This is a genomic window from Aequorivita marisscotiae, from assembly GCF_029814825.1.
Lineage (GTDB): Bacteria > Bacteroidota > Bacteroidia > Flavobacteriales > Flavobacteriaceae > Aequorivita > Aequorivita marisscotiae.
Map to the genome: position 1 here is coordinate 1146762 of NZ_CP122379.1, position 25901 is coordinate 1172662.

Consider the following 25901-nt stretch of genomic DNA (forward strand, 5'->3'; position numbering starts at 1 on the left):
GCTATAAATATAGCCCCAATTTAATTTTCCAGTATGGCAAACGTTCTTCAAAATATTCAAAATAGGGTTTTAATGCATCTGGATTTTCGAGTGTTTCTTTTGCTTTTTTTATTTTTTTAATTTCTTTGGAAGAAATAAATTGTGAAAAGTCGAAATCATTTCCCTGTCTATGCATTTTAATAAAATGTCCATAAACTGAGTCTTCTGAAAGCCCACGTTTTGAAGCAATTTCTAATGGTGAAAGACTTTCTTCAACATACATTTTATAGCTGCGTTCGTGGGTAGGCAAGGTACTTTCCAAACTGTCTAAATGCCGATTGATAACTTTTAGAAAATCGTCTGCATACTTTTCAAGTTTCGCCTCGCCAACGCCTGAAATCTCTGCAAATTCTTCGCGAGTTCGCGGTTTTTTATGTTCCATATCTTCCAAAGCTGCATCGCTAAAAATTATATATGCGGGCATACTAATTTCCTGCGCTAACTTTAAACGAAGGGTTTTCAGTTTCTCGAAAAGATCGGCTCGTTTTCGTGGCGTTCTTTCGGTTTTTACCTTTTCAACTTCTTGTATAATATTTGCCAGACGTACCTTTTTTTCTTCAAATAAAACTTTTTTTGCAAGCGGGGTGAGGAGTAACCTCCCGTTTTCGTGAAAATAAATTTGCAGCACGCCTTGATTTAAAAGTTGAATGGCATATTGTTGAAGATCACGCCATGAAATATCTTTAGCGGCGCCAAAGGTCTTATGTTTTGGTAGCCTTTGTCGAAAACCTGTGCGTTTTGTGCGCCGCGGAGTACGTCTAAAACCATTCCCAAGGCTTCCTGTTCCTGCAATCGCGCCACTGCAGAACAGATTTTCTGTGCAATTAAGGTTCCGTCAAAATATTTGGGTGGCGTTTTGCAGATATCGCAATTGCCGCAATCTTCGGTAATGTGTTCACCAAAATAACCAAGCAATGCTTTTCTTCGGCAACTCAAGGCTTCGGCATATTGCTGCATGCGTTCCAACTTTGCCAATTGATAGGTTTCGGTTTCGGTGCCTTCGGCAAATTTTCGAAGCATAATTACATCGGCCAAACTGTAAAAAAGCAATGTATGCGCGTTTAAACCATCTCTTCCGCTTCGTCCAATTTCTTGATAATAGCCCTCAATGTTTTTCGGCAAATTGTAGTGTATTACCCAACGTACGTTGCTTTTATCTATGCCCATTCCAAAAGCAATGGTTGCTACAATAATTGGTGTTTGGTCGTTTAAGAAATTATCTTGAATGTTACTTCTCTCTTCTGAAGTAAGACCGGCATGATAGGCTTGTGCCTTGTGGCCCTTGGAATTTAAAGTTGCCGCGAGCTTCTCGGTGCTTTTCTTGCTTAAGCAATATATTATGCCACTTTGGGTGCCGCGTTTGGCGAGGAAGTTTAAAATTTGCTTGTTTCGGTTTTGACCCGGCCGGACATCTAAATACAAGTTGGGTCTATCAAAGGAAGCGATAAAAGTTTTAGCGTCTGGAATGGTAAGTTGTGTTGCAATATCTACCCGCGTGGGCCTGTCTGCCGTTGCCGTAAGTGCAATTATTGGTACTTGCGAAAACTGTTTTTTTAAACTATTAAGTTGTGTGTATGCTGGGCGAAAATCGTGTCCCCAACTGGAAATACAATGGGCTTCATCTACCGCGAAGAGACTTATTTTTATTGATTTCAGAATAAAATTTACCTGCGGAAGACTTTCGGGAGCTACATAAAGCAACTTTAAACTTTCGTCTTGTAATTCTTTTAAAATTTGTTGCTGTTTATCATAGGGTTGCGAACTATTAAAAAATGCGGCTGAAATTCCGTTTGCTTTTAAAGCATCTACTTGGTCTTTCATCAATGCAATTAGTGGTGAAATTACTATTGCCGTACCTTCCAAAGCCAAGGCTGGCAATTGAAAACACAACGACTTTCCTCCGCCGGTGGGCATGATGGCAATAGTGTCTTTTTGAGCTAATACATTATTTATGATTTCTTCCTGATTGGGAAGAAATTTGTCGTATCCGAAAAATGTTTTAAGTAAATCGAATTTATCAAGCTGGGCAGTTGTTTCCATTTTTGTAAAAATAACTATTCGAAGTTAAATAAAATAAGCCCCCGAGAAAATCGAGGGCTTGATTGGCCGATCATTTATTTACTCCCCAGCATGACCAGCTCGTTGCAAAATACTTCGGTAATATAATGTTTGTTGCCTTCCTTATCGTCCCAGGAACGGTTGGTAAGTTTTCCTTCAATTACAATTTCCTTGCCTTTGGTTATATAGTTTTCTACAACTTTTACCAAACCGCCTTTTACCACTATATTATGCCAATAGGTGCGTTCTACTTTTTGTCCACTTTTGTCTTTGTAGCTGTCGTCTGTGGCCATAGAGAATTTTGCCATTTTGTTGCCATCGGCAAAAGTTATTATTTCTGGGTCTTGGCCCAATCTTCCAATCAACTGTACTTTGTTTCTAAGTGCGTTCATAATTTCTAAAATTTAATGTTAAACAATTGATACTATCGAACTTCATTTTATTCGACAGGACAAACTTACGGCGACAGGCAAATGCTAGTTGGTTTTTACTTATTTACTTTCGTTTATAGTTGTTTGTAAGCGTTTGTAATTGGATGTATGCTTATAAAATCCTTTATTTAAATCTGAAATATATTGCGAATTTTCAGTAATTTAATCTACTTAAAATCAACTTTATCTTTATATCATTTAAATAAACTTACCATGAACCGCAACAGATTGGAAGCTTTTAGCGATGGCGTGCTCGCTATTATAATTACTATTATGGTATTGGAATTAAAAGTGCCGCACGGCACCAAGTTAAATGATCTGGTACCCGTATTGCCCGTATTTTTAAGTTACATTTTAAGTTTTATCTATGTAGGCATTTACTGGAACAACCATCACCATATGATGCATACGGTACAGAAAGTAAACGGCACCATTCTCTGGGCCAATCTTCATTTGTTGTTTTGGCTTTCTTTAATTCCTTTTGTTACGGGGTGGGTGGGAGAAAATCATTTTGCCGAATTACCTATGGCACTCTACGGAGGGGTTCTTTTAATGGCTGCCATTGCCTATTTTATTTTACAGCGAAGTATTTTAGCGGTACAAGGGAAGGATTCTCTATTAAATAAAGCATTGGGAAAAGACTTTAAAGGAAAGGCATCGCCCATTATTTATTCCATCGCAATAATGGGATCGTTCGTAAATCCTTGGATTGCGGGTATGTTATATATTTTGGTGGCTTTAATGTGGCTTATTCCCGATAAGCGTATAGAAATTATTTTTAAGGAAGAATAATTACCAGGTCTGGCCTTTTAATTTCATAGCGGCGCGAAGTACGTCGCTTTGGCTAATCTGACCTGCAAGCTTACCATTCTCCAAGATTGGAAAACGACGGTGTTTTGATTCCAAAAATTTATTGGCTGCGTCCAGCACATTCATTTCACCATCAATAGTATCAACGTTTTTAATCATGTGCTCTTCTACCTTTACATCTTCCATGGGGTGGTTGTGATACCGGGCATCGCTCAATTCTTTAAGGCAATCTCCTTCAGAAATAATGCCAACCAACTCATTTTGGTCATTAACCACTGGGCCGCCCGAAATTCGCTTTTTTAAAAGCACTTCCATAACTTCCAAAATAGATTGCTCTGGTTTAAATGTAATTAGGTTACGGGTCATATAATCAGAAACTTTTACCTTTTCCGATGACCCTTTTTTGGGCTTCGCCCTTCTACCAATAAAACTTTTAATTCCCATAATATCAAATTTTTGCGAACTTCTAATATAATCATTTTTATCAAATTAAATTATTCGAGGTATAAGTAATTATTTTATATAGCGAACTGCCTATTAATATTGCTGTTTCATTAATCCTTATCTATTTAACATAATGTGATTAAAAGTGTATTTTTATCAATCAAAACTTCCCAACCATGAAAAAACTTGGCGCCATTCTTTCCCTTCTGCTTATCGTTGGCTTATTATTTTATAGCTTTTATTCACTTACCCCGCATTACGATGAAAATAAAACCTATCCAGCTACTGAATTTTCGGTTGACAGAGCGTTGGAACCTTTAAGCGAAATTGCTAAACAACCACATTATCTGGGTTCTGATGGACATAAAGAAGTGCGTAAAATTTTAATTGCCGAAATGCAAAAATTGGGTTTAGACCCTCACATTCAAACGGGTTTTAGCTTGAATCCAGATTCTAAAACGCTCAATAAACCAGTTAATATTATTGGGCGAATAAAGGGCAGCGAAGATGGAAAGGCGCTTTTGTTACTTTCGCATTACGATAGCGCGCTTGTACCGTCGTTTGGTGCCAGCGATGCCGGAAGTGGCCTGGTTACTATTTTAGAAAGTGTACGCGCGTATCTGGCTTCCCGAAAACAACCTAAAAACGATATTATAATTTTATTTTCCGATGCTGAAGAAATCGGGCTAGATGGCGCAAAATTATTTGTAAATGACCATCCTTGGGCAAAAAATGTGGGATTGGTACTGAATTTTGAAGCGCGTGGTACGAGCGGTCCAAGTAATATGATTTTAGAAACCAACGGTGGAAATTCAAAACTTGTAAAGGAGTTTATCGCGGCAAATCCAGACTTTCCGGTGGCTTCTTCATTAATGTATAGTGTTTATAAAATGTTGCCCAACGATACCGATTCTACTGTATTTAGGGAAGATGGCGATATTGATAGTTTTTTCTTCGCCTTTATAGATAGCCATTTTAACTACCATACAGCAAATGACAATATGTACCATTTAGCATGGAATAGTTTAATGCATCAAGGTAGTTACTTGCTTCCGCTTATTCATTATTTTGCTGATGCCAATCTGTCCGAGTTAAAAGCCGAAACAGATAATGTGTACGTAAACCTACCTCTGGTTAAAATGCTAAGCTATCCTTTTGCATGGATTTTGCCTATGCTTATTATTGCTGCAATTCTATTTATTCTTTTAATTTATTACGGTTTAAAACAGAAAAAGCTCAATGGTAAATCTATTGGTTTGGGTTTTGTTCCATTTTTGCTTTCCTTGCTTTTATGTGGCCTACTTGGTTTTTTTGGTTGGAAATTAATTTTGGCACTATACCCACAATACACCGAAATTCAACAAGGTTTTACCTATAATGGCCATTGGTATATCGCCTTTTTCGTTTTTATTTCATTGGCAGTATCCTTCGCTATTTATAAAAAGTTCACCCAAAAATTTAATGAGCCTGCGTTTTACGTAGCACCCTTGTTTTTTTGGTTATTAATTAACGTGGCTGTATTTATAGTTTTAAAAGGAGCAGCGTATTTTATTATTCCCGTATTTTTTGGGTTATTGTCGTTTTTTATAATGCTTCGGCAGGAGCGCCCAAATCTTTTGGCAATGGCGCTTTTGGCAGCTCCGGCGCTTTTTATTTTTGCACCGCTTATTCAATTTTTTCCTGTTGGTTTGGGTTTAAAAATGCTGGTTATTAGTTGTGTTTTTACGGTTTTACTATTTGCGTTGCTCTGGCCCGTTTTTGGTTTTTACAAAATGAAACGCTTACTTTCTGTTGTGTGTTTGCTGCTTGCAATAACTTGCTTCGGAATAGCGCATTCAAAAAGTAATTATTCCGAAGAACGAAGAAAACCAAACAGTTTAATTTATTATAAGGATGCAGATACCAATAAATTTTATTGGCTTACCTACGACGAAGAAATTGATGAATGGACGCAGAATTATTTAGGCGAAAACCCTAAAAAAGCATCTGCGGTAGTTGCCGATGCAGCATACAGTAAATACGGCGCCAATTTTACTTATGCGACAAAAGCTCCACAAAGAAATATTGCAGATTTTGAAATAATATTAAAAGAAGATACCTTAATTGAAGCACTTCGGAAGGTGAAACTTATCATCGTTCCGCACCGAAGAGTACATAAAATAGACTTATATAGTGAAACGATTTCGGCTTTAAAAGCTTTGGAGTTTAACGGACAAACGATGCCTGTTTCAAAAGTTTCGAGCAACTATAGAGGTACAAAAAATAGTGCACTAATTAATTATTACGTGTCTGAAGGCGATTCGCTAAAAGTGGCGTATTCCGCAGAGAAAAATACTCCGGTTTCTTTTAAAATTATGGAATATTCTTTCAATTTAATGACTGAGCCACAATTTGAAATTACCCAAAGACCAATTTATACCATGCCAAAACCATTTGTTATTACGGATGCTATTATGGTTAAACGAACTTTTTCAGTAGATTCGCTTAGAATACATGTTGAAGATACAACAAAGGCAAACTTTCAAAATATCCCCTCACAATGAATAATACAATCGCTATTACGGGTCTTGGCTGGCTCGGACAACCTTTAGCATATCGTTTATCGGCTTTAAATTATACGGTAAAAGGTTCGGTAACTTCTATTGAAAAAGCCACTTTATTACAACAAAACGGTTTTAACGCTTTTCCTGTTGAAGTTTCTGAAAACGGTATTGAAGGCGAAATAGAGGCATTGTTATTAAATGCCGATTGTTTTATGATAATGATTCCGCCCGGACTACGAAGAAACACGGGCGCAGATTACGTATTAAAGATGGCGCATTTACTTTCGGCTATCAACGAATCTGCCGTAAGAAAAATTATTTTAGTGAGTAGTACTTCGGTTTATGATGATTCACAGGGGAGGGTGACGGAGCGGGACGAGCCAAAACCCGAAACCATCGCCGGCAAGCAATTGCGGCAAGTAGAAGAATTATTTATGAATGCCGAAGGCTTGCAGACTACCGTAGTGCGTTTTGGCGGATTGATAGGCGGCAGTAGAAACCCTGTGAAATATTTGGCAGGAAGAAAAGATTTGATTGATGCTAACGCTCCCGTAAATTTGATTCATCGGGATGATTGTATTAATATCTTGGTTGAAATTTTAAAGAAAGATGCCTTCGGAAAAGTTTTTAACGCAGTAAACCCGAACCATCCAAAAAAAGCGGAATATTATATCCAAAAGGCAAAGGAGCTTGGGTTGGAAGCTCCCACTTTTGCGGAAGCGGTTTCAAACGGAACTTTTAAGCAAGTGGATTCCGATAATTTACAATCAGTCTTGAATTATTCGTTTAAAACTTCTATATAAAAAAAGGAGCCTGTTACAGCTCCTTTTTCAATCAATTAAAATACTTTAAAAAACTACCAAATACGCACTCTATCTTCTGGCGCAAGATACATAGGGTCGCCTTCCTTAATATCAAAAGCTTCGTAAAACGCATCAATGTTTAGTAAAGGCTGTGTAGCACGAACCATACCCGGAGAATGCGGATCTGTTTTTACTTGGTTACGCAATGCCTCGTCGCGCGATTTTGTGCGCCATACGGTTGCCCAACTCATAAAAAAGCGTTGCTCTGGTGTTAGACCGTCTATGTTATCAGGACGTCCGTTTTCTTTGTAAAAACGTTGTAAGCCATCATAAGCACCAAGTACCCCGCCAAGATCACCGATGTTTTCACCGAGGGTAAAATGTCCGTTGATGTAAACACTGTCCAAAACTTCTACATTACTGTACTGTTCTGCAAGTTTATTACCACGCTCGGTAAAGTTTTTAAGATCGGTATCTGTCCACCAGTTTACCAGGTTTCCGTTAGCATCAAAACGTGAGCCGCTATCGTCAAAAGCATGTGAAATTTCGTGGCCTATTACTGCGCCAATTCCACCGTAATTTACTGCTTCGTCTGCTTTATAATCGTAGAAAGGCGGCTGAAGAATTGCAGCTGGGAAAACGATTTCGTTATTAAAAGGATTGAAATACGCATTCACGGTTTGTGGGCTCATGCCCCATTCTGTACGATCTACAGGCTCGTCTATTTTTTCAAGGTTATCTTTAAGATTCCAAGTTTGCAGCGCAACCATATTGTCATAATAGGTGTTTTCTGGTTTTACTTCCATAGAGGAGTAATCTTTCCATTTGTCTGGATACCCTACTTTTACGGTGAATTTATCAAGCTTCTCAATGGCTTTCACTTTAGTGCTATCGCTCATCCATTCTAAGGCATTAATGCGGTCTTTGTAGGCTGCAATTACATTTTCGATCATGGATTCTGCCTTAGCCTTTGCTTCTGGTGGGAACATTTCATCTACATAAAGTTTACCCAAAGCTTCGCCTACGCTTCCATTAACGGTGGCAAGAGCACGTTCATCTGCTGGTTTTTGTTTTTTGGTGCCCTTTAAGGTTGTAGCATAAAAATCAAAATTTGCCTTTTCAATTTCAGTGGTTAACATTCCTGCGGAACTGTTTAAGGTAGACCAACGCATCACGGTTTTCCAGGTATCTAAATCTGGGTTGGCAAACATTTGTTTTAAAGTTTCCATATATTTTGGCTGCATTACGATAACAGTGTCCAGTTTTTTATCGATGCCCATTTGCTCAAAAGCTTGTTCCCACTTAATTTGTGGTAGCATTTTTTGCAATTCTTCAATACTTCTTGGATTGTTGAAATTTCTAAAATCGCGGCTCGCTACTTTATCTAATCTCGGAGAGGCAAGTTTAGTTTCAAAAGCTAGAATAGTTTCTGCCTGCTCGCGGGCAGCTTCTTCAGTATCGCCCAAAAACTGAAGCATTCTCGTAATATGATCTACATATTGTTCACGTATTTTTACCGAAGCAGGATCTGTATTAGTATAAAAATCGCGATCTGGCAGGCCTAAATTTCCAGGGGTAATATAGGCTGAATTTATAGCACTATTGTTTGGGTTTGAAAATGCTGCAAGCCCCAAAAATGGTTGTGAAACTGCAACGGCATCTTCCGCCATTAATTTTTGAAAATCTTCCATGCTATTCATAGCGGCAATTTTTTCGAGCGCTGGTTTTAGCGGTTCAATACCCGCTTTGTCCCTAGCAACCGAGTCCAGTTTTGACTCATATATCATTAACGCTTTGGCTTGATCGGTATCGGGGGCGTATTTACCGCTTTCTTTGGCTTTTGCTAAAATATTCAGCATGTCCTTACTGGTTTTTTTGCGCAAAATAGTGAAGCCTGCCCAACTGGTTTCATCGTCTGGAATTTCGTTGTTCTTCATCCAGTTTCCGTTCACGTAATTGTAAAAATCGTCTTTTGGACTTACGGTGGTGTCCATGTTTGCGAGAATAATTCCGTGTGGTTCGTTGTCTGTTACGGCCACTTCGGTTTTTTCCTTACAAGCGGTTGTGGCGACTGCAATAACTGCAAAAGCCACAACGGGTTTTAAAAAATTGGTTTTCATTTTATTATTTTAGATTAAAGTAATTGTTGATTTAAAATTATTCTGAAAGTATAAGTTGCCTTTTAAGTGGGTATGTTACACTTTTTTATTTTTTTTATCTTGAAGCTCCAAATTGAAAATGGAATCTTTGGTGCGTTGTTGTTTTTTTAATTCGTTTTCTTCGTCTTCTTTTCTTGAAAAGTCTATTTTATCTTTTTGAAACTTTTCATTTAGTTGTACTATTAAATCTTTTACCGCACTATTCATTTCTTCTAAGGATAGTTGCACCTTTAGCGAATCGATAGTTGCTTGATGCGAAACTTGAGAAAGCAGCGCTGTTCGGGTTTTTAACACTACTAACCGGCTGTGGATGGGTTTGGTATTTAGCGTATCTGGAATTTTTTTAAAAAGCGAATCGGCGTATTCGTTTAAAAGCTCCGATCGGTTTCGCAAATCTTGGTAGTTAGTTCCGTTTGCATTTTGTGCTTCGGCCAGAAAATCTTCTAAAACGCCCCAATGCACCGCCTGTTTTTGTGCTGGCTCAGAGAGTTGTGGGAAGGCATGGTTTTTATTGCCAAAAATAATTGATGCGTCGTTATTTGGAACTTCAGCTAAGTTTTCTTCGGAATTATTTCCGCAGGAAAAAACAAAACCAACAACCATTAAAAGTGGAATTAAAATCTTCATAAAAAATAAAAGGGTCACAAAGATACTGGTTATTAACCAAATGGCATATCTTTTTTTTAACGCTGAAAGAACTCATAATACGTATCTTTACACTTCATTTTTGAACATTAAACTCATGAAAAAACGGATTTTAATTATAGGCGCCTGTGGCCAAATAGGTACTGAATTAACCCTTTATTTACGCGAAAAATTTGGCAATCATAAAGTAATTGCGAGCGATATAAGAGAAGGCGAGGCAGAGCTTATGCAGAGCGGACCTTTTGAAATTTTGGACGCTATGAATTACGACGCTATTCAGGAAGTAGTAATTAGATACGAAATAACAGACGTTTATTTAATGGCTGCGATGCTATCGGCCACTGCCGAAAAATTTCCGATGAAGGGTTGGAACTTAAATATGAATTCACTTTTTCACGTGCTGAATTTAGCAAAAGATAAAAAAATTGAAAAGATATTTTGGCCTTCAAGTATAGCTGTATTTGGTCCAACCACTCCTAAAATAGATACGCCGCAACGCACCGTGATGGAGCCGAGTACTGTTTACGGAATTAGCAAGCAAACTGGTGAGCGTTGGTGCGAATATTATTTTAAGCGGTACGGGGTAGATGTACGTAGCGTTCGGTATCCGGGGCTCATTAGCTACAAAACCCTACCAGGAGGCGGAACTACAGATTATGCGGTAGATATTTATCACAAAGCATTAAAACATAAAAAATACATTTGCTTTTTAAATGCTGAAACTACCTTGCCTATGATGTTTATGGACGACGCTATTAAAGCCACTGTAAATATTATGGAAGCCGATACGGAAAAAATTAAAACGCGGAATGCTTACAATCTTTCGGGCATGAGCTTTAATCCTGAGGAAATAACTGCAAGTATTAAAAAGCACATTCCTGAGTTTAAAATAAGTTATGAGCCAGATTTTAGACAAGCCATTGCAGATAGCTGGCCGCAAAGTATTGATGACAGCGAAGCACGTGATGATTGGGGTTGGAAAAGCGAAATTTCTTTAGATGAAATGACCGAAATAATGCTTACAAACCTAAACGATAAATATTAGGGTTATTTATCCTCGTTAAATATTACTTCCAAAATATTGGCGGTACCATTTTTTCCTTCATTGGAAATATACAGTGTGCCATCGGGAGCAAATGTAATTCCTTCGGGTTGGGCAAAGGACTCTTTGTATAATCTGTGCAGTTTTAACGGTTTTCCAAGACTGTCCATTATTAACATCTGCGGATATTTTCCTTCCAGAATATAATAGTGTCCTGTTTTAGGATGAATTGCCATATCTGACGGGAAAAAATTAGTTGAAGCTTCAACATCGTCATCGGCATCCTTCGGTTTAAAAATGGAACTATCTAAAGGAATTTTTAAAACAGGCAAGCTACTTGTTTGTTTAGTTTCTAGGTTGAACGCATATATTCCTTTATATGCCTCGCTGTTGGGATCCTTGTCTTTAACAGTAAAAAGAAGTCTGTTTTTAAGGGTATCGGCAACCAATGATTCCATATTGTTTCTGCCGGAAAAAGGCACTTGATATTCATTTGTGGTGAAAGTATCGCTTAAAAAACCTTCTACTTCAAAAAGGCGGCCGCTGCTTTCCATTACATATGCGGCACTATCTGTAGTGGTTATTGCTTCGTAGTCTCCAGATTTTCCAAAGGAAATCTTTTTTTCTACAAGATTTGTCTTAAGGTTATAAATAAAAATTATTCCCTCTTCGTCCTGCACGGCGGCAATTCTGTTTTCTGAAATCCATCGAATGCCACTAATTTCATTTAACTCCAAAGGCATGTCCCATTTGCGTATAATGGTATAGGTTTCTTCTTCCAATCGAGGATTGAGTGCTGGATTTTCAAAGGCGTACCAAAGTATCCCAACAAACGCCAAAACTCCAACAATAATTAAAAAAGCTATTTTATTTTCTCTCATAATTCAATATATAATACAACGGTATAAATTAAATGAAATAATGCTGGACACTCCTTAAAATTATTATAAAAAGTAATAATCTATTGTTTGTGATTGATGAAATGGATGGTAAAGTTTATCACATTTGCGTTATGCTGTGGGTAATTAAGTGCCTTAATTGGATTTACCTGTACGGGCTAAAGTAAAAAGATATATTCTTAAAAGTGAAAAAGGTATTCAAACTGAACTAAGCAAAACTAGGGTGTGTTACTAGTGATCCCACCAGGACTCGAACCTGGATCTAGAGTTTAGGAAACTCCTATTCTATCCCTTGAACTATGGGACCCTAAAACTTCAAGGCTTATGAGGTGCGTTGTATTTTGAAGCCAAAGAATTCACTGCAAATTTAAATAAATTTAGATTGTTTGCTTTATGAATTAAACCTACTTCTTCAATAATTCAAAATAAAAAAACAGGTTTAGCAATGCCGAAACCTGTTTTATATTAAAGTATTTGCGATTAAAAGTTTACGCTTCGCAACTTGCACAGTCTTTTTTCTGCGCAAATTTTTGGGCGGCATTCATGCTATGTTGGTAATACAATGACTTTAATCCCAATTTCCAAGCTGTAACGTGTATTTTATTAATTTCTTTTACTGGCATTTCTGGATGTACAATAATGTTTACGGACTGTCCTTGGTCTATATGGTTTTGACGGTTGGCAGCTTGGTAAATTAAATCCATTTGATCTATTTCCGAATAAGTTTTAAATACATCTTTCTCTTCATCGGTTAAAAAATCAAGATGCTGAACAGAGCCGTCATAATCGCGAATGTTTCGCCAAACTTCAAGTGTATTGAATCCTTTTTCTTCCAGTAATTGTTCCAAGAATGGATTTTTAATCGTGGTTTTTATTTTGGCAATGTCCTTTACATAAACATTAGACCATATAGGTTCTATTCCTTGTGAAACCTGACCCAAAATAAAAGCCGACGAAGTTGTTGGCGCAACCGCATTTAAGGTTGCATTCCGCCTGCCATAGCCTTTAAGCACTTCTGGTTCGCCGAATTTTTCTGCCAATTCTTCCGAAGCTTTGTACGATTTTTCTTTAATAACTCTAAATATTTCGCTGTTTAGGTCGTATGCCTCCGCACTATTTAAAGGCAGCATTTTAGATTGTAATAAAGAATGCCACCCTAAAACTCCTAAGCCCAAAGCGCGGTTGTCTTTGGCAAAATTATAGGCCCGTTCCATAAACAGGAAAGTTTGTTTGTCTTCTCTGCTTTCAGAATCGCGGTACGCTTCTAGTTTTTCAACAAATTCGGTTATTACTGCATCTAAGAAATATACCATTGTTTCTACGGCATCTGTATTTTTCCACTTGTCGTAATGCAACAAATTAACCGAAGAAAGTACGCACACAAACGACCAATCGTCATTAGACGGCAACATTATTTCGGTGCAGAGATTACTGGCATAGATAGGCAGTTTTTTATCTTTATAAACATCTGCAGCGGTATTGTTGGCATTGTCTTTAAAGAAAATGTACGGGTAGCCCATTTCGCCTCTACGCTGTAACACTTTTGCCCAAATGGAGCGTTTTTCTACATCGCCGGCAATCATTTCTTCCATCCATTGGTTGGTTACGGTAACCCCATGGGTTAGTTCCTGAATGGGGTTTCCTTCTGTACCTATTTCTAAAAACTCCATAATATCTGGATGTTCCACAGGTAAGTAAGGAGAAAAACGACCGCGTCTTACCGAACCTTGGCTAACTACATCGACCATAGATTCAAACAATTGCATGATATGTACTGCCCCCGAAGCTTGTCCATTATTTTTTACTTCGGCCCCACGATGACGAATTTTACCGAAATAACCAGAGGTTCCACCTCCGAGTTTAGACATCATGCCCACTTCAGATTGTGTATATAGAATGTTCCCCATATCGTCGTCTATATGTGAGCCAAAACAACTAATGGGCAATCCTCTTTTTTTTCCGAAATTAGACCAAACAGGCGAGGCAAGAGAGAAAAATCCTTGAGACATATAACCGTAAAATTTATCTGAATACCCAGGAATACCGAGTATTTTCTCTGCTCTATCTGCTATTTCGCGAATTCGTTCTTCTGCGGTTACACCTGGAGTTAGGTAGCCTGAAGCCAAAAAATTACGGCTGTGTTCCGTAAGCCATTCAAAGCCTTTTGGTTCGTTTTTTTCGGTCTGATGAAGCGCTTCCTTTCGAGCGTTTACAAGATTATTGGCTTCAGAATTTGTTTTTGTGGTCTGTGTGTCGAGGTTTAGATTTTGTTCGTTCATTTAAAAAAGGTCATCACTGGTTATACTTTGAGTTCTTTTACTGTAATTGATGGAGCGTTTTACGAAAAAATCACCGTGTTTGGTACCGATAATTTCATCGTCAAACCATTCGGTCTGTGCCAAGAGGGTTTCGTCTATTTCAAATATTTTTTCAATTCCGATGCTTTCAAGCGAATTGTTAAATCGGTTTTTTATAAATTCGTTTACAACTGCTTTCGGCAAGAAATCTAATTCGCCTTCTTCAAATATCCAATCTACTATTCTGCTTTCGGCAGTAAAGGCTTCCTTGCAGATTTCCTGAATCATGGCGTTGTAACTTTCATCAAACCACTCTGGGTTTTCTTCTTTTATAATTTTAATAATATCTATTCCGAAATCTCCGTGTATTTGTTCTTCTTTTGAAGTGGCTTCAACCACATTTGAAATTCCCTTAAGCATATTTTTATGCTTGTTGAAAGCCATAATGATTAAAAACTGGGAGAAGAGGGAAACGTGTTCAATAAAAAGAGAGAACAACAATATAGATTCGGCATATTCTTTATTGTCTTCACTTTTAGCATTTTTGAGTGCGGTTTCAAGGTAATGTACGCGCATCATAATGACCGGCTTTTTTTTGAGGTCTTTAAATTCTTCATTTAAACCCAAAATTTCGAGGAGATGCGAGTAGGCATCGTGATGGCGAACTTCGCTTTCGGCAAATGTTGCTCCTACCGAACCAATTTCGGGTTTTGGCATACGGTGGTATATGTCGCCCCAAAAGCTTTTTACGGCAACTTCAATCTGCGAAATTGCAAGCATGGTGTTTTTAATAGCGCTTTGTTCTACATTGGTTAGTCTGGTTTTAAAATCTTGGATATCGCTCGTAAAATTAAACTCTGTGTGTATCCAGTATGAGTGTCTGATGGCAGGTACATATTCGTACAAGGCGGGATATTCGTATGGTTTTAGGTTTATGCGTTTTTCAAAAATATTGAGTTTTCGTTTTTGGGTTTGTTGATTTCTATAGAGAATATATCCTTTGGCAACATCAAAAAAACCGCCTTCCATTAATTTAGTTTCCACAAAATCCTGAACCTCCTCTACTGTAGGAATATATTTACTGTCTTGATTTTTTCGGTCGAGTAGGGCAGCATAAACTTTTTCTGATATCCGTTGTGCATCTTCTAAACTACCGTGTTTTGCAGCGGTCATTGCCTTTAAAACTGCATCGGTAATTTTCTGTAAATGAAATAGTTTTGTGGTGAAATCTCTTTTAATAACGTGGGTAATTTCCATGGAAATGCGAACTAAAAATTAGAAATAAATTTGAAGTATAAAGATGAAAATTATATCAATGTGTTTTCATCCAACCCAGATTATGTTGTTAAATGATTATCAACAATTTTAAATAAACGGAAAGAATTGGGTGTGAGGTAATTTGCAAAACCTTGCATATATTAGTGTTTTAGCAAGGCTTACGTAAGGTGTTTTTCTTTGGTTTTTTATTTAGAAACTAGCTGGTGTTATTTCTTTTTTAATCGATTGCGAAGCATGCACAGCACTCCGACTTCTTCTTTTGAAAGGCTTTCAATTTCCGTAAGCAATTTGTTTATTTCCTTTTCAAAATATTTTAGGGTTCTTCCTTTGGTATAATCGTCAATAACCCTGGGGTCTATATACGAGTCGCGTGCAACGGAAGGCGTATTTCCAAGTTTTTCTGAAACACGATTTACAGCCTCCTTTATATTTTTGTCTAATAATTTTTGATCCTTTTTATCTACTACGCCAAGTTCGTCGAGTGCAATTGCGGCAATCATGGTTCCGGCCCACGTTCTAAAATCCTTTGCTGAAAATTCGTCGCCCATCACCTCGCGGATATATGCGTTCAGGTCGTCGCTTTTAACGTCTATGATGTTGTTATTTTCATCCAGGTATTTAAAAACCTCATAGCCTTGCAAGCTATCTACCTCTTTAACAATCTTGGCTAACTTTTTATCTACAATTTGTTTTTCTTGCTCTTGTCCAGATTTGCCATTGTAGCTAAAAATTATTTCGTCTCCATTAATGGTTAAATGCTTGGACCGCAATGTTGTTAGGCCATAGGTTTCGTTTTCTTTGGAGTAGGTTTCGCTGCCGGGCCTAAAAAAGGCAGTCTCTAATAAACGAAGCATGGTGGCCAAAACTTTTTCCCTATTTAACTTACGTTTTCGCAAATGCTGTCCTGTTACCCGGCGCATGTGTTCTAATTGATTTGCAAAATCTACAATACGGTCAAATTTTTTGGAATTCTGCTTTTCTATATAATTGGGATGGTAAATGTATTGTTTTCGGTCTTTATCGTCGCGACCTGTAACCAATAGGTCTGCATTTTTGTTTTCATTTATTTCTACGGCTGTCCAAGCGGGTGGGATAATAAGAGATTCTATCCACTTGCGCGTAGATTTATCTTTAATAGTTGCTCCATTTTCGTACTTATATGTAAAACCTTTGCCGTGCCTTTTTCTATGGTACATTGTTTTTTCTTTAAAAATAGAACAAAAACAGTTTGACCGTTGTAACTTTATATTCTTCTTAAGATTTTTTAAGGAGTCTGTAACGCAAAGGTTTGTGTAGCGGTTAAGTGTTTGGCAGAATTTGTTTTATACCTTCTTTAAAAAACGGTTGTAAAATTTATACGTATACCCAAGCTAAAAGTGCCCAAAACAGAAAAGCCTCCACATTTCTGTGAAGGCTTTCTCTAACTAAGCTCCTCCTCTTGGGCTCGAACCAAGGACCCTCTGATTAACAGTCAGATGCTCTAACCAACTGAGCTAAGGAGGAATTTTGCGTTAGCGGTTGCAAATATATGTCTATTTTTTAATTCCATCAAAATAAACTTGAAACTTTATCAATAATTATATTGAATGTTTTTTGAAGTACAGCGAGTGTCTATGGGTTAAAGACTTTGCAATTCGGCTAGTAGCGCTTTATTGGCGGGCGATTTACTTTGCTTGAGTACCGATTTGGCTTCCTGTAATTCGTCTTTTCTAAGAAGTGTAAGTGCCAAATAATATCTTATTTCTTCATAAAAAGCACTTTCAGAAATTTTTTCGGCTATTTGAAAATATTTTTCAGCTTGTCGGGGATTGTCGTTGGCCAAATTTGCTACTCCCAGAAAATATACCAACGTATCATTTTCTGGTTCTGCAGCGTATAGTGGTTCCCAGCTAGCAATGGCATCAGAATAATTTTTACGTTTGTAATTTACCATTCCAAAGTAAAATTGATAGTCTGTATTTGTTCCCATAGTTGTTGGGAGTCCGGGGTCTGGTTTAAAGTAGGTTGCAAAAACCCGATCATACGAATTTTCGTGAAAAAAAATAGCCCAAGTACTCACGGCAATTAAAAGTAACAAGGAAGCTGCAATTGCCAACAGGCCTGGAGTAACCCACTTTTTAATAGATTTTTCTTGAATTTCTTGGTGAAAACCGTCTAAAGATTCTATGAGATTTAGTTCTTCAACACTTTGCATTACGGCTCTTTGTTCTTCTACTTCCTGTTTGAATTCTGGGGAATTTTTCATTTTTTCTTCAAACTGGGCACGTGTTTTAGCATCCATACTTTCTAATAAGTACGCATCTATCGTCTCTTGATTTTCTTGATTGTTTGTTATATTATTATGTGTTTCCATTGGGGGGGGATTGAGTCATTTTTTTTAACTGTTCTTGGCATCGATACTTGGCATTACGCGCTGAAGCTTCGTCTATTTTTAAAATTTGAGCTATTTCTTTATACGTTCTTCTTTCAAAATAAAACAACTTTAATAAATCTTTACAACGATCGCCCAGATTGCCAATACAGTGCATTATTGTATTTATTTTTTCATTTTTATCTGTATCAATTTCAAGGTCCGGTTCAACAGATTCTATTTCGCGATTAATAAATGTGGTATTTTTGTATTTTACAGATCGTACGTGGTCTAGCCATTTGTATTTGGCAATCTGAAATAGATACCCATTAATTATTTTCGGGTTCTTAGCAGAAAATTTATCATCTTTAATATTTCGCCACATTGCTACAAATGCTTCTTGATATACATCTTTTGCTTGATGTTCGTTACCACTATTTTTAAGTACATAACGCCGTACATTAGGGTAGTTATGTACATACAGTTTTTTTAATGTGTTGGCATCATTATTTTTTATGAGCGCAACAACTTCTGTAATTGGCAAATCGTATAAATTTATTCCGTTTCTTGTATGCATTGGTTATAAAACAATACAGAAAGATACAATTAAAATACAATCGCTCTAAATTTTTTGGCAGTTTCGGATAAACGGGCGCTTTTTTTTGTTTAAATGAACTGTTTTACGAGTTACTATTGCGCCCTTGATTCCAAAAAAATACATTGCCATTATAACCTCATCGGAAGAGCCGTTGAAATGTCATCAAAAAATTATCATAAAAAAAAATACTTCGTTGTGGAAGCGAAGTATTTTTTTAGAAGTTGATACCGTTTTATTCAAACAGCCAGCGATAGATGTCATTCCCGTTGGCAAATAACACGAGCGCGATTAGTAGAAAGAATCCGACCATTTGGGCGTATTCCATAAACTTATCGTTGGGTTTTCTTCCAGTAACTATTTCGTATAATAAGAACATAACATGACCCCCGTCTAAGGCGGGAATTGGAAGAATATTCATAAACGCTAATATAATAGAAATCAAGGCAGTGGTTGCCCAAAAGCTTTGCCAGTCCCAAACACCCGGAAATAGATTGCCAATTGCTCCAAATCCACCTACCTGTGTAGCTCCTTTTTTGGTGAAAACATACTTAAACTGGGCTACATAGTCTTTTAGAGTATTATAGCCAAAACCAAATCCTCCAACAATGCTTTCGCCCAAAGTGTAATCTATTTTAGTTTTTCCTAGTTGCGATATTATTTTTTCGTTAGAATATCCTATTCCTATAAATCCGTCTTCATTGGGAGTAATATTTAGGGTATCCGTTGCGTTTCCTCTTAAAAAAACAATTTGTTTAGCCTCAAGTTTGTTTTCATCAATTATACGTTGAAATTCATCGCGGTATTCTACTGTTTTTCCATTGATTGAAACTATTTTATCAGTTGCTAATAAGCCGGCCTTTTTGGCAGGTCCAAATACCGAGTCAACCGATATTTCTTGTCTCGGACTAAATGCAGGCATAATACCGCTTTCAAACATTTTGGAGCCAGCGTTTTCTGGTACTTTAACAATTTCAACGCTGCCGTCTGCGTGTTTTACTTCTACGTTTGAAACATCGCGAACAAAAATATAACGGTTTATTTCTAAAACATCGTCTAATGGCTCGCCATTAATACTTAAAATCTGGTCGCCGTCCTGAAACCCATATTCCTTAAATTGTTCAGTAACTGCAAAACCTTGGGGTAAATCTTCGTTAGTGGTAATATTTCTTCCGTACACATAAAGTATACCCATATATATTACAAAACCAACAATAATATTTACCGTAACTCCCCCGAGCATAATTATTAATCGTTGCCAAGCCGGTTTGCTTCTAAATTCCCATGGTTGTGGGGGTTGAGCCATTTGCTCTTTATCCATGCTCTCATCGATCATTCCAGAAATTTTTACATAACCACCCAACGGGAGCCAGCCAATTCCGTAAACGGTTTCGCCAATTTTCTTTTTAAAGAGTGAAAATTTTACATCAAAGAAAAGATAGAATTTCTCTACTCTGGTTTTAAAAAGTTTTGCGGGTATATAGTGTCCTAATTCGTGAAGTACGATTAACAATGATAAACTTACAAGTAATTGTATGGCTTTTACAGCAAATGGAGTCATAGGTGTTTAACTAGAAATTTTAATAAAAGTGTCAAATTTTAAGCTGGCTTCGCTAAAAACGCGCCAAATTTAAAATTGTCAGTAATTTTTTGGTTCCGATAATTAATTAACCGATTCAATAAAAAATCGCACAAAAGTACTCTTTTACAACTAGCAAAAAAAATAAGCGGGTGTGTTCCGCTTATTTATGATGTATTTAATATATAACTGTAAAAATAAAAATGTGATTACAGCAGTGGTTTTGCAGAAAAATTCTAGCTAGTAATACGGTAAAATTAATTTTTTACTATTGTCTTGTTTATTACGCCTTCCGAAGTCTCTAAGCGAAGAAACAATATTCCAGTGTTAAATTTTGATACATTTATGGTTTTTGAAAATGCTTCGGCGTATAAAACTTGCCCTAACGAATTATAAATCTCAACTTTCTGAACGTCTAAATATGCGGGTTTTTCAAGAGTAATAATTCCCGAAGTTGGATTGGGATAAACAACAATTTTTTGTTCTAAAGCGAAATTTTCAGTACCCAATATTACATTGTTGCTTCTTGAAATTATATCGTATTCGGGATCAAAACGCACACTTTGTACCGTAAAGTTTACCGCTGGCTGGTAGGTTTGGTTGTTTGTGGTATTGTCTAAAACTATATCTAGTACTTCGCCCTGTGTTCCGTTAATTCGTAATGGCACCGGCGCATCAAAATACGAAACGGAAGAATGGCTTTGAGTTTGTGAAATCTTCACATAAATACTTCCAGAATTTACTTGATTCCACGTAATTGTGTAGCGCGGATATCCTTCGCCATATACCCAATCATCAAAAAACTCGGAAAGATTAGCGCCACTGGCGGTTTCCATATTTCTTATTAAATCGCCAGTTTTGGCATACCCATAAGCAAGTTGAGGGTCAGCGAGATAATCTTTTAATCCTTGATAAAAAACGGCGTCGCCCAATTTCTTGCGAAGCATATGCAGCACCATCGCTCCCTTGTTATAACTTAACCTGCTGCTGAAAATACGGTTTACTGAAGTGGTATCTTGGGCGGGTATATAAACAGAACCATCGGGATAATTGGTAATTGAAGAAATTTTGTCCTGCCTCCAAGCTCTAAAATCTGTACTCCCGTCAAAATCTTCTACCACCAACCCTGACAAATAAGTAGCAAAACCTTCGTTAAGCCAAATATCTTGCCAGCTACCACACGTAACTTTATCACCAAACCATTGGTGAGCAAGTTCGTGTGCAATTAATCCGCGTCCAAGGCTGCCCATAAACGAAACTGTGGTGTGTTCCATCCCGCCGCCCCAACCAAACTGGGCGTGACCATATTTTTCGCTGGCGTAGGGATAGGGTTCAAAGAGATCTGAAAACAGATTCATAATATCTACCGTTACGGGCGTACGCGATTGTGCATACGAAAGATCTTCGGGGTAGATGTAATTTATTATTTCAAACGGATTCCCATTATTGGCAACGGTATGCGAATAAACCGAATAATTGGTAACAGCAATGGCAATTAAATAAGCCGGAATAGGATATTGATGCCTAAAATGGGTGGTTTTAGTGTTTCCATTTATAGTCTGGCTTAATTCCAAACCGTTGGCAACCGCAATATACTCTTCATTTGAAGGATTAAGTCTTGGCGTGGTAATATAAACGTCTATCATATCTATTTTGTCGTTCAAATCCTGTTTGCACGGCCACCAAGCTTTTGCGCCAAAAGGTTCTGAAAGAGTCCACATTACGGGGTCGCCGTTATGGGTGTCTATTTCAAAAGATCCAAAACCGGAACTAATGGGATTGCCCGAGTAGCTTATTGCTAACGAGTCTAAAACGCCAGTAGCCTGCATTTGCGGTAAGGTAATAACAACTTCGTCGTTGTTGTTTTGCGTAAAACTTAGTGGGGTGCCGCGCTGCGTAACTTGCGATACCGTCATATTATCTACAAGTTCAAAGGTTACAGTGTTTAAATCTTCTTTTGCTACAAAATGCGAGGTAACTTTACCCGAAATAAATGCCTGCTGTGGGTCTATGTTAAATTCTAATCTGTGGTATTTAAGGTCGTAATTACCGGTGTTTAGGTTTACTGGTTTTCCAAACCAGCCAGTTGCTGCTTTAGCTTCGGCTTCGCTAATGTCTTCGTTTTGAAAATTTTGTGAAAAGGATACAAGTGAGATAAGTAGTAAGGCGGGGAGTAGAAGTGTTTTCATTTTAAAATAATTTTTTAATTTAATAATTTCAACAACGTATCTCTTAAAAATGAGGCGTTGAAATGAAATATTTCAGTAGAATAATTCTGAATGTTAAATGTATTCATTTTGATGAATTTAGAGACTATTTTTGCTCTCGAATATAGAAATTGAGTCTAAAATTTAACGCAATGCTTTCTTTTTTCCGTAAATATAAATTCTTCGCAATTGTTTTATTTATCCTGTCTGCCATTATTATAACGGCGATTTATCAAATAATGAAGCCGAAGGAATCGTTAAAAATATTTCAACCGGCCGATGTTTCGGCAGAGCTTGTAGATAGTACACTTCAATATGTAAAAAGATATCATACCATTGCAGATTTTAGTTTAATAAATCAAAACGGAAAGACCATTACGCAAGACGATTACAAAGATAAAATTTACGTTGCCGATTTTTTCTTTACAACCTGCCAAACAATTTGTCCAATAATGACCGATCATATGGTTGAAATTCAGGAAAAACTCAAAAACGACCACGACGTTCTTTTGTTATCCCATACGGTAACACCTGAAATAGACAGCGTGCCGCAATTAAAAAAATACGCTTTGGAAAAAGGAGTGAATGATGATAAATGGAACTTGGTTACCGGCGACAAAAAGGAAATATATAATCTGGCTCGAAAATCGTACCTAGCTGCGAAGGACGTTCCTTTTCAGGAAAATGATCTTGTACATACCGAAAACTTTGTTTTGGTAGATAAAAAGAAACGCATTCGCGGATTTTATGACGGAACAGATCCCGAAGCCATAGAATCACTCCTTCACGATATTAAAGTACTGGAACAGGAAGACTAAGCGGTAAGGGTAAGTGCCGGTTGCGGCTTTGTGCTAGTCGGGTTTAATAATTATTAATCACGAATTCTTCTTTCTAAATTAAAACACTTACTTTTGCCTTGTTTAAACTCAATCTAAATAAAAATATGGCAATTACGATTGCTTCACTAAAGAAAGGTCAACGGGGCATTATTAAAGAATTTTCCGTAGATGTAGTACCCCTAAAATTATTAGAGATGGGCTGTCTGCCCGGTAATGAGGTGAGTCTAGTACAAATTGCGCCTTTTAACGATCCGCTTTATTTAAACATAAACGGAAGTCATCTTGCCATTCGTAAAGAAACGGCTTGTTTGATTGAAATAGAACTGATTTAATTTTTTAAAATATTCCGCTGTCTTTGAGCGGAGCCTAATTTAGGTTATTGAGCGAAGTCAAAATATGGCAAAACACATAAATGTAGCACTTATTGGAAACCCAAACACCGGAAAAACATCTGTGTTTAATAGGCTTACGGGACTAAACCAAAAAGTGGGTAACTATCCCGGAATAACAGTAGAAAAAAAACAAGGCTCGTGCAAATTTGGCCGTGCGTGTAAAGTACACGTCTTAGATTTGCCAGGTACTTATAGTTTAAATGCCTCCTCCTTAGATGAAAATGTAGTAATTGAACTATTACTCAACAAAAACGATAAAGATTTTCCCGATGTTGCCGTTGTGGTTGCCGATGTAGAAAATTTAAAACGCAATTTGTTATTATTTACCCAAATTAAAGATTTGGGCATCCCTACCATTTTAGCCATTAATATGTCTGACCGCATGAAACGGAAAGCAATATCGCTGGATGTGCCGCTGCTCGAAGAAAAATTACAGACAAAAATTGCGCTTATAAGCTCACGGAAAAATCTAGGATTCGATTATTTAAAAGAATTAATTGAAAATTACAATCAGCTTTCCACAAAGCCGTGTTTAAATGCCAGTAGTATTTCTCCTGAATACTTTGACCGTTTGCGCAAGGCATTCCCAAATCAGGATCTTTACAAATTGTGGTTGGTTATAACCCAGGACGTTAACTTCGGAAAGTTAGACCGAAATGAATTAAAGGGAGTGGTTTCCTTTAAAACAGAATCAAAGAGCAATTTAAAACGGCTTCAGCAAAAAGAAACCATTATTCGGTATCAGTTTATAAACGAAACTTTAAAACAAACCCTTCATATAGATTCGGCAAACGCCAAAGATTTACGCAGTCGTCTAGACCGTATATTAACCCATAAAGTATGGGGTTACGTTATTTTCTTTGGAATTTTACTCCTTATTTTCCAAGCTATTTTTGATTGGAGCGAATACCCTATGGATTTTATAGACCAAACGTTTGCCTCTTTGAGCGAATGGGCTAAAACTACATTGCCGGCGGGAGAATTTTCTAATTTAATAGCCGAAGGAATAATTCCAGGATTGGGAGGGATAGTAATATTTATTCCACAGATCGCCTTTCTATTTCTCTTTATTTCCATCTTGGAAGAAACCGGCTATATGAGCCGCGTTGTTTTTTTGATGGATAAACTAATGCGTCGCTTTGGGCTGAGCGGTAAGAGTGTTGTGCCACTGGTAGCTGGTACCGCTTGCGCCATTCCTGCAATTATGGCCACTCGTAATATTGAAAACTGGAAAGAACGTTTAATAACCATTTTAGTTACGCCCTTTACTACTTGTTCGGCGCGTTTGCCAGTGTATTTAATTATTATTGCTTTGGTAATTCCCGATACCCGTGTCTTGGGAATTTTCAGCTTACAGGGGCTTACCCTTATGTTTATGTATATTTTGGGCTTTGGAGCTGCAATTTTTTCGGCATATCTTCTGGATAAAATATTAAAAATACGCTCTAAGAGTTTCTTTGTGGTCGAAATGCCCAATTACAAACTTCCGTTGCCAAAAAATGTATTCATAACCGTTGTTGAAAAAACGAAAGCATTTGTTTTTGGAGCCGGAAAAATAATTCTTGCTATTTCAGTTATACTTTGGGTTTTAGCTTCCTACGGACCGGGTAATTTTAATAATGCCGAAGAAATTATTAAATCTGAATACGCTTCGCAAAATCTTTCAGAAGAAGAAATTGAAATGCACATAGATTCGTATAAACTGGAGCATTCCTACATAGGCCATATTGGTCATGCCATTGAGCCCGCAGTGCGCCCTCTGGGTTACGATTGGAAAATAGGAATAGCACTGGTTAGCTCTTTTGCTGCACGCGAAGTATTTGTAGGAACCCTCGCCACCATATATAGTGTGGGCAACGACGACGAACAAACTATTAAAAGTAGAATGGCCGCCGAAGTAAATCCTGTTTTGGGAGGGCCGTTGTTTAATTTTGCCAGTGGTGTGTCGCTCTTGTTATTTTATGCGTTTGCAATGCAGTGTATGAGTACCCTAGCAATTGTAAAACGCGAAACAAATAGCTGGAAATGGCCTATGTGGCAGTTGGTTGTTATGACCGTTATCGCCTATGTAGTATCCTTGGCAGCATATCAATTTTTAAAATAAATAGCTTTATTATGCAAACAATTTTAGTTTTAATAACATTCGCTTTGGCCGTATTTTATATGATTACTAAGTTTATTTGGAATCCTTTTAAAACTAGTAAAAGTGGAATAAAAAATAAGCCCGGAGACCATTCAGATTGCAGTAGTTGTAGTTTCCATTAAACTTTCTGTTTTTTATTCAACAGTATTTTCCTCGTTGTAAAATAGAAGGGTATTGAGTATCTTTGCACTATGCAAACAATATTAGTTTTAATAACTTTTTCAATCGCTGCAGGCTTTTTACTTAAAAAGTTTGTTTGGAACCCTATTTTTGAATCGCGCCAAAACTCAAGTGGCACTTTGGATGGCGGAAAAACAAAATGTGGCAAAAGAGACTGTGGTTGCCACT

Annotated in this window: 19 protein-coding genes, 2 tRNA genes and 1 pseudogene; 7 read left to right on the forward strand and 15 right to left on the reverse strand. The window is 37.3% G+C overall.

All coding sequences use genetic code 11. The annotated features are described in order from the left end of the window. Position 1 precedes the first annotated feature (1 nt). A pseudogene (gene recQ, locus QCQ61_RS05360) lies at positions 2-2079 on the reverse strand (DNA helicase RecQ). A 74-nt stretch (positions 2080-2153) separates the two neighbouring features. Beyond that, entirely contained in the window at positions 2154-2489 is a 336-nt protein-coding gene (locus QCQ61_RS05365) for a single-stranded DNA-binding protein (RefSeq protein ID WP_279449747.1), read from the reverse strand. Positions 2490-2741: 252 nt separating this feature from the next. Between QCQ61_RS05365 and QCQ61_RS05370 the strand changes: the two genes are divergently transcribed. Further along, positions 2742-3320 (forward strand): TMEM175 family protein, encoded by a 579-nt coding sequence (locus tag QCQ61_RS05370; protein WP_279449748.1) that lies wholly within the window; start codon positions 2742-2744, stop codon positions 3318-3320. Here the strand turns inward: QCQ61_RS05370 and QCQ61_RS05375 are convergent, their stop codons facing one another. Further along, on the reverse strand, positions 3321-3782 hold the full coding sequence (locus tag QCQ61_RS05375; RefSeq protein ID WP_279449749.1) for a CBS domain-containing protein: 462 nt from the start codon (positions 3780-3782) through the stop codon (positions 3321-3323). It abuts the gene before it with no gap. 176 nt (positions 3783-3958) lie between these two features. Between QCQ61_RS05375 and QCQ61_RS05380 the strand changes: the two genes are divergently transcribed. Beyond that, positions 3959-6325, forward strand: coding sequence for a M28 family peptidase (locus QCQ61_RS05380; RefSeq protein WP_279449750.1), 2367 nt, complete (start codon positions 3959-3961; stop codon positions 6323-6325). Beyond that, a complete protein-coding gene (locus QCQ61_RS05385) occupies positions 6322-7128 on the forward strand; it encodes an SDR family oxidoreductase (protein WP_279449751.1) in 807 nt (268 codons plus the stop codon). The genes QCQ61_RS05380 and QCQ61_RS05385 overlap by 4 nt, the downstream gene beginning before the upstream one ends. Before the next feature lie 53 nt (positions 7129-7181). On the opposite strand, the gene QCQ61_RS05390 is transcribed toward QCQ61_RS05385, so the two are convergent. Both QCQ61_RS05390 and QCQ61_RS05395 read right to left on the reverse strand, forming a co-directional pair. Then, complete coding sequence (locus QCQ61_RS05390; protein WP_279449752.1) at positions 7182-9248, reverse strand: M13 family metallopeptidase; 2067 nt, start codon at positions 9246-9248, stop codon at positions 7182-7184. Positions 9249-9323: 75 nt separating this feature from the next. Continuing rightward, complete coding sequence (locus QCQ61_RS05395) at positions 9324-9914, reverse strand: hypothetical protein (RefSeq protein WP_279449753.1); 591 nt, start codon at positions 9912-9914, stop codon at positions 9324-9326. Positions 9915-10029: 115 nt separating this feature from the next. Here QCQ61_RS05395 and QCQ61_RS05400 point away from each other — a divergent pair, with 115 nt between their 5' ends. Continuing rightward, on the forward strand, positions 10030-10977 hold the full coding sequence (locus tag QCQ61_RS05400) for an NAD-dependent epimerase/dehydratase family protein (protein WP_279449754.1): 948 nt from the start codon (positions 10030-10032) through the stop codon (positions 10975-10977). A 2-nt stretch (positions 10978-10979) separates the two neighbouring features. Here the strand turns inward: QCQ61_RS05400 and QCQ61_RS05405 are convergent, their stop codons facing one another. From QCQ61_RS05405 to QCQ61_RS05450, 10 genes are all read right to left on the reverse strand, one after another. After that, positions 10980-11855 (reverse strand): SdiA-regulated domain-containing protein, encoded by an 876-nt coding sequence (locus QCQ61_RS05405; protein WP_279449755.1) that lies wholly within the window; start codon positions 11853-11855, stop codon positions 10980-10982. A gap of 253 nt (positions 11856-12108) precedes the next feature. Further along, a tRNA-Arg gene (locus tag QCQ61_RS05410) sits at positions 12109-12180 on the reverse strand. A 181-nt stretch (positions 12181-12361) separates the two neighbouring features. Next, positions 12362-14152 carry a ribonucleoside-diphosphate reductase subunit alpha gene (locus QCQ61_RS05415; protein WP_279449756.1) on the reverse strand — a complete coding sequence of 597 codons (1791 nt, stop codon included), beginning with the start codon at positions 14150-14152 and terminating at the stop codon, positions 12362-12364. Next, complete coding sequence (locus QCQ61_RS05420) at positions 14153-15427, reverse strand: ribonucleotide-diphosphate reductase subunit beta (protein ID WP_279449757.1); 1275 nt, start codon at positions 15425-15427, stop codon at positions 14153-14155. A gap of 227 nt (positions 15428-15654) precedes the next feature. Next, positions 15655-16644 (reverse strand): DNA topoisomerase IB, encoded by a 990-nt coding sequence (locus QCQ61_RS05425; RefSeq protein ID WP_279449758.1) that lies wholly within the window; start codon positions 16642-16644, stop codon positions 15655-15657. 233 nt (positions 16645-16877) lie between these two features. After that, positions 16878-16951, reverse strand: a tRNA-Asn gene (locus QCQ61_RS05430). Between the two features lie 115 nt (positions 16952-17066). Beyond that, positions 17067-17801, reverse strand: a complete 735-nt coding sequence (locus QCQ61_RS05435) for a hypothetical protein (RefSeq protein WP_279449759.1) — start codon at positions 17799-17801, stop codon at positions 17067-17069. Continuing rightward, entirely contained in the window at positions 17788-18375 is a 588-nt protein-coding gene (locus QCQ61_RS05440) for an RNA polymerase sigma factor (protein WP_279449760.1), read from the reverse strand. The genes QCQ61_RS05435 and QCQ61_RS05440 overlap by 14 nt, the downstream gene beginning before the upstream one ends. A 253-nt stretch (positions 18376-18628) precedes the next feature. Then, positions 18629-19954 (reverse strand): RIP metalloprotease RseP, encoded by a 1326-nt coding sequence (gene rseP / locus QCQ61_RS05445; protein ID WP_279449761.1) that lies wholly within the window; start codon positions 19952-19954, stop codon positions 18629-18631. A 275-nt stretch (positions 19955-20229) separates the two neighbouring features. After that, positions 20230-22161, reverse strand: a complete 1932-nt coding sequence (locus QCQ61_RS05450) for a M1 family metallopeptidase (protein ID WP_279449762.1) — start codon at positions 22159-22161, stop codon at positions 20230-20232. A 170-nt stretch (positions 22162-22331) separates the two neighbouring features. Here QCQ61_RS05450 and QCQ61_RS05455 point away from each other — a divergent pair, with 170 nt between their 5' ends. The 3 genes from QCQ61_RS05455 (at position 22332) to feoB (ending at position 25514) form a co-directional block, all read left to right on the forward strand. After that, entirely contained in the window at positions 22332-22997 is a 666-nt protein-coding gene (locus tag QCQ61_RS05455; protein ID WP_279449763.1) for an SCO family protein, read from the forward strand. Between the two features lie 125 nt (positions 22998-23122). Further along, a complete protein-coding gene (locus QCQ61_RS05460; RefSeq protein WP_279449764.1) occupies positions 23123-23350 on the forward strand; it encodes a FeoA family protein in 228 nt (75 codons plus the stop codon). 64 nt (positions 23351-23414) lie between these two features. After that, positions 23415-25514, forward strand: a complete 2100-nt coding sequence (gene feoB, locus QCQ61_RS05465) for a ferrous iron transport protein B (RefSeq protein WP_279449765.1) — start codon at positions 23415-23417, stop codon at positions 25512-25514. The last annotated feature ends 387 nt before the right edge of the window (positions 25515-25901 follow it).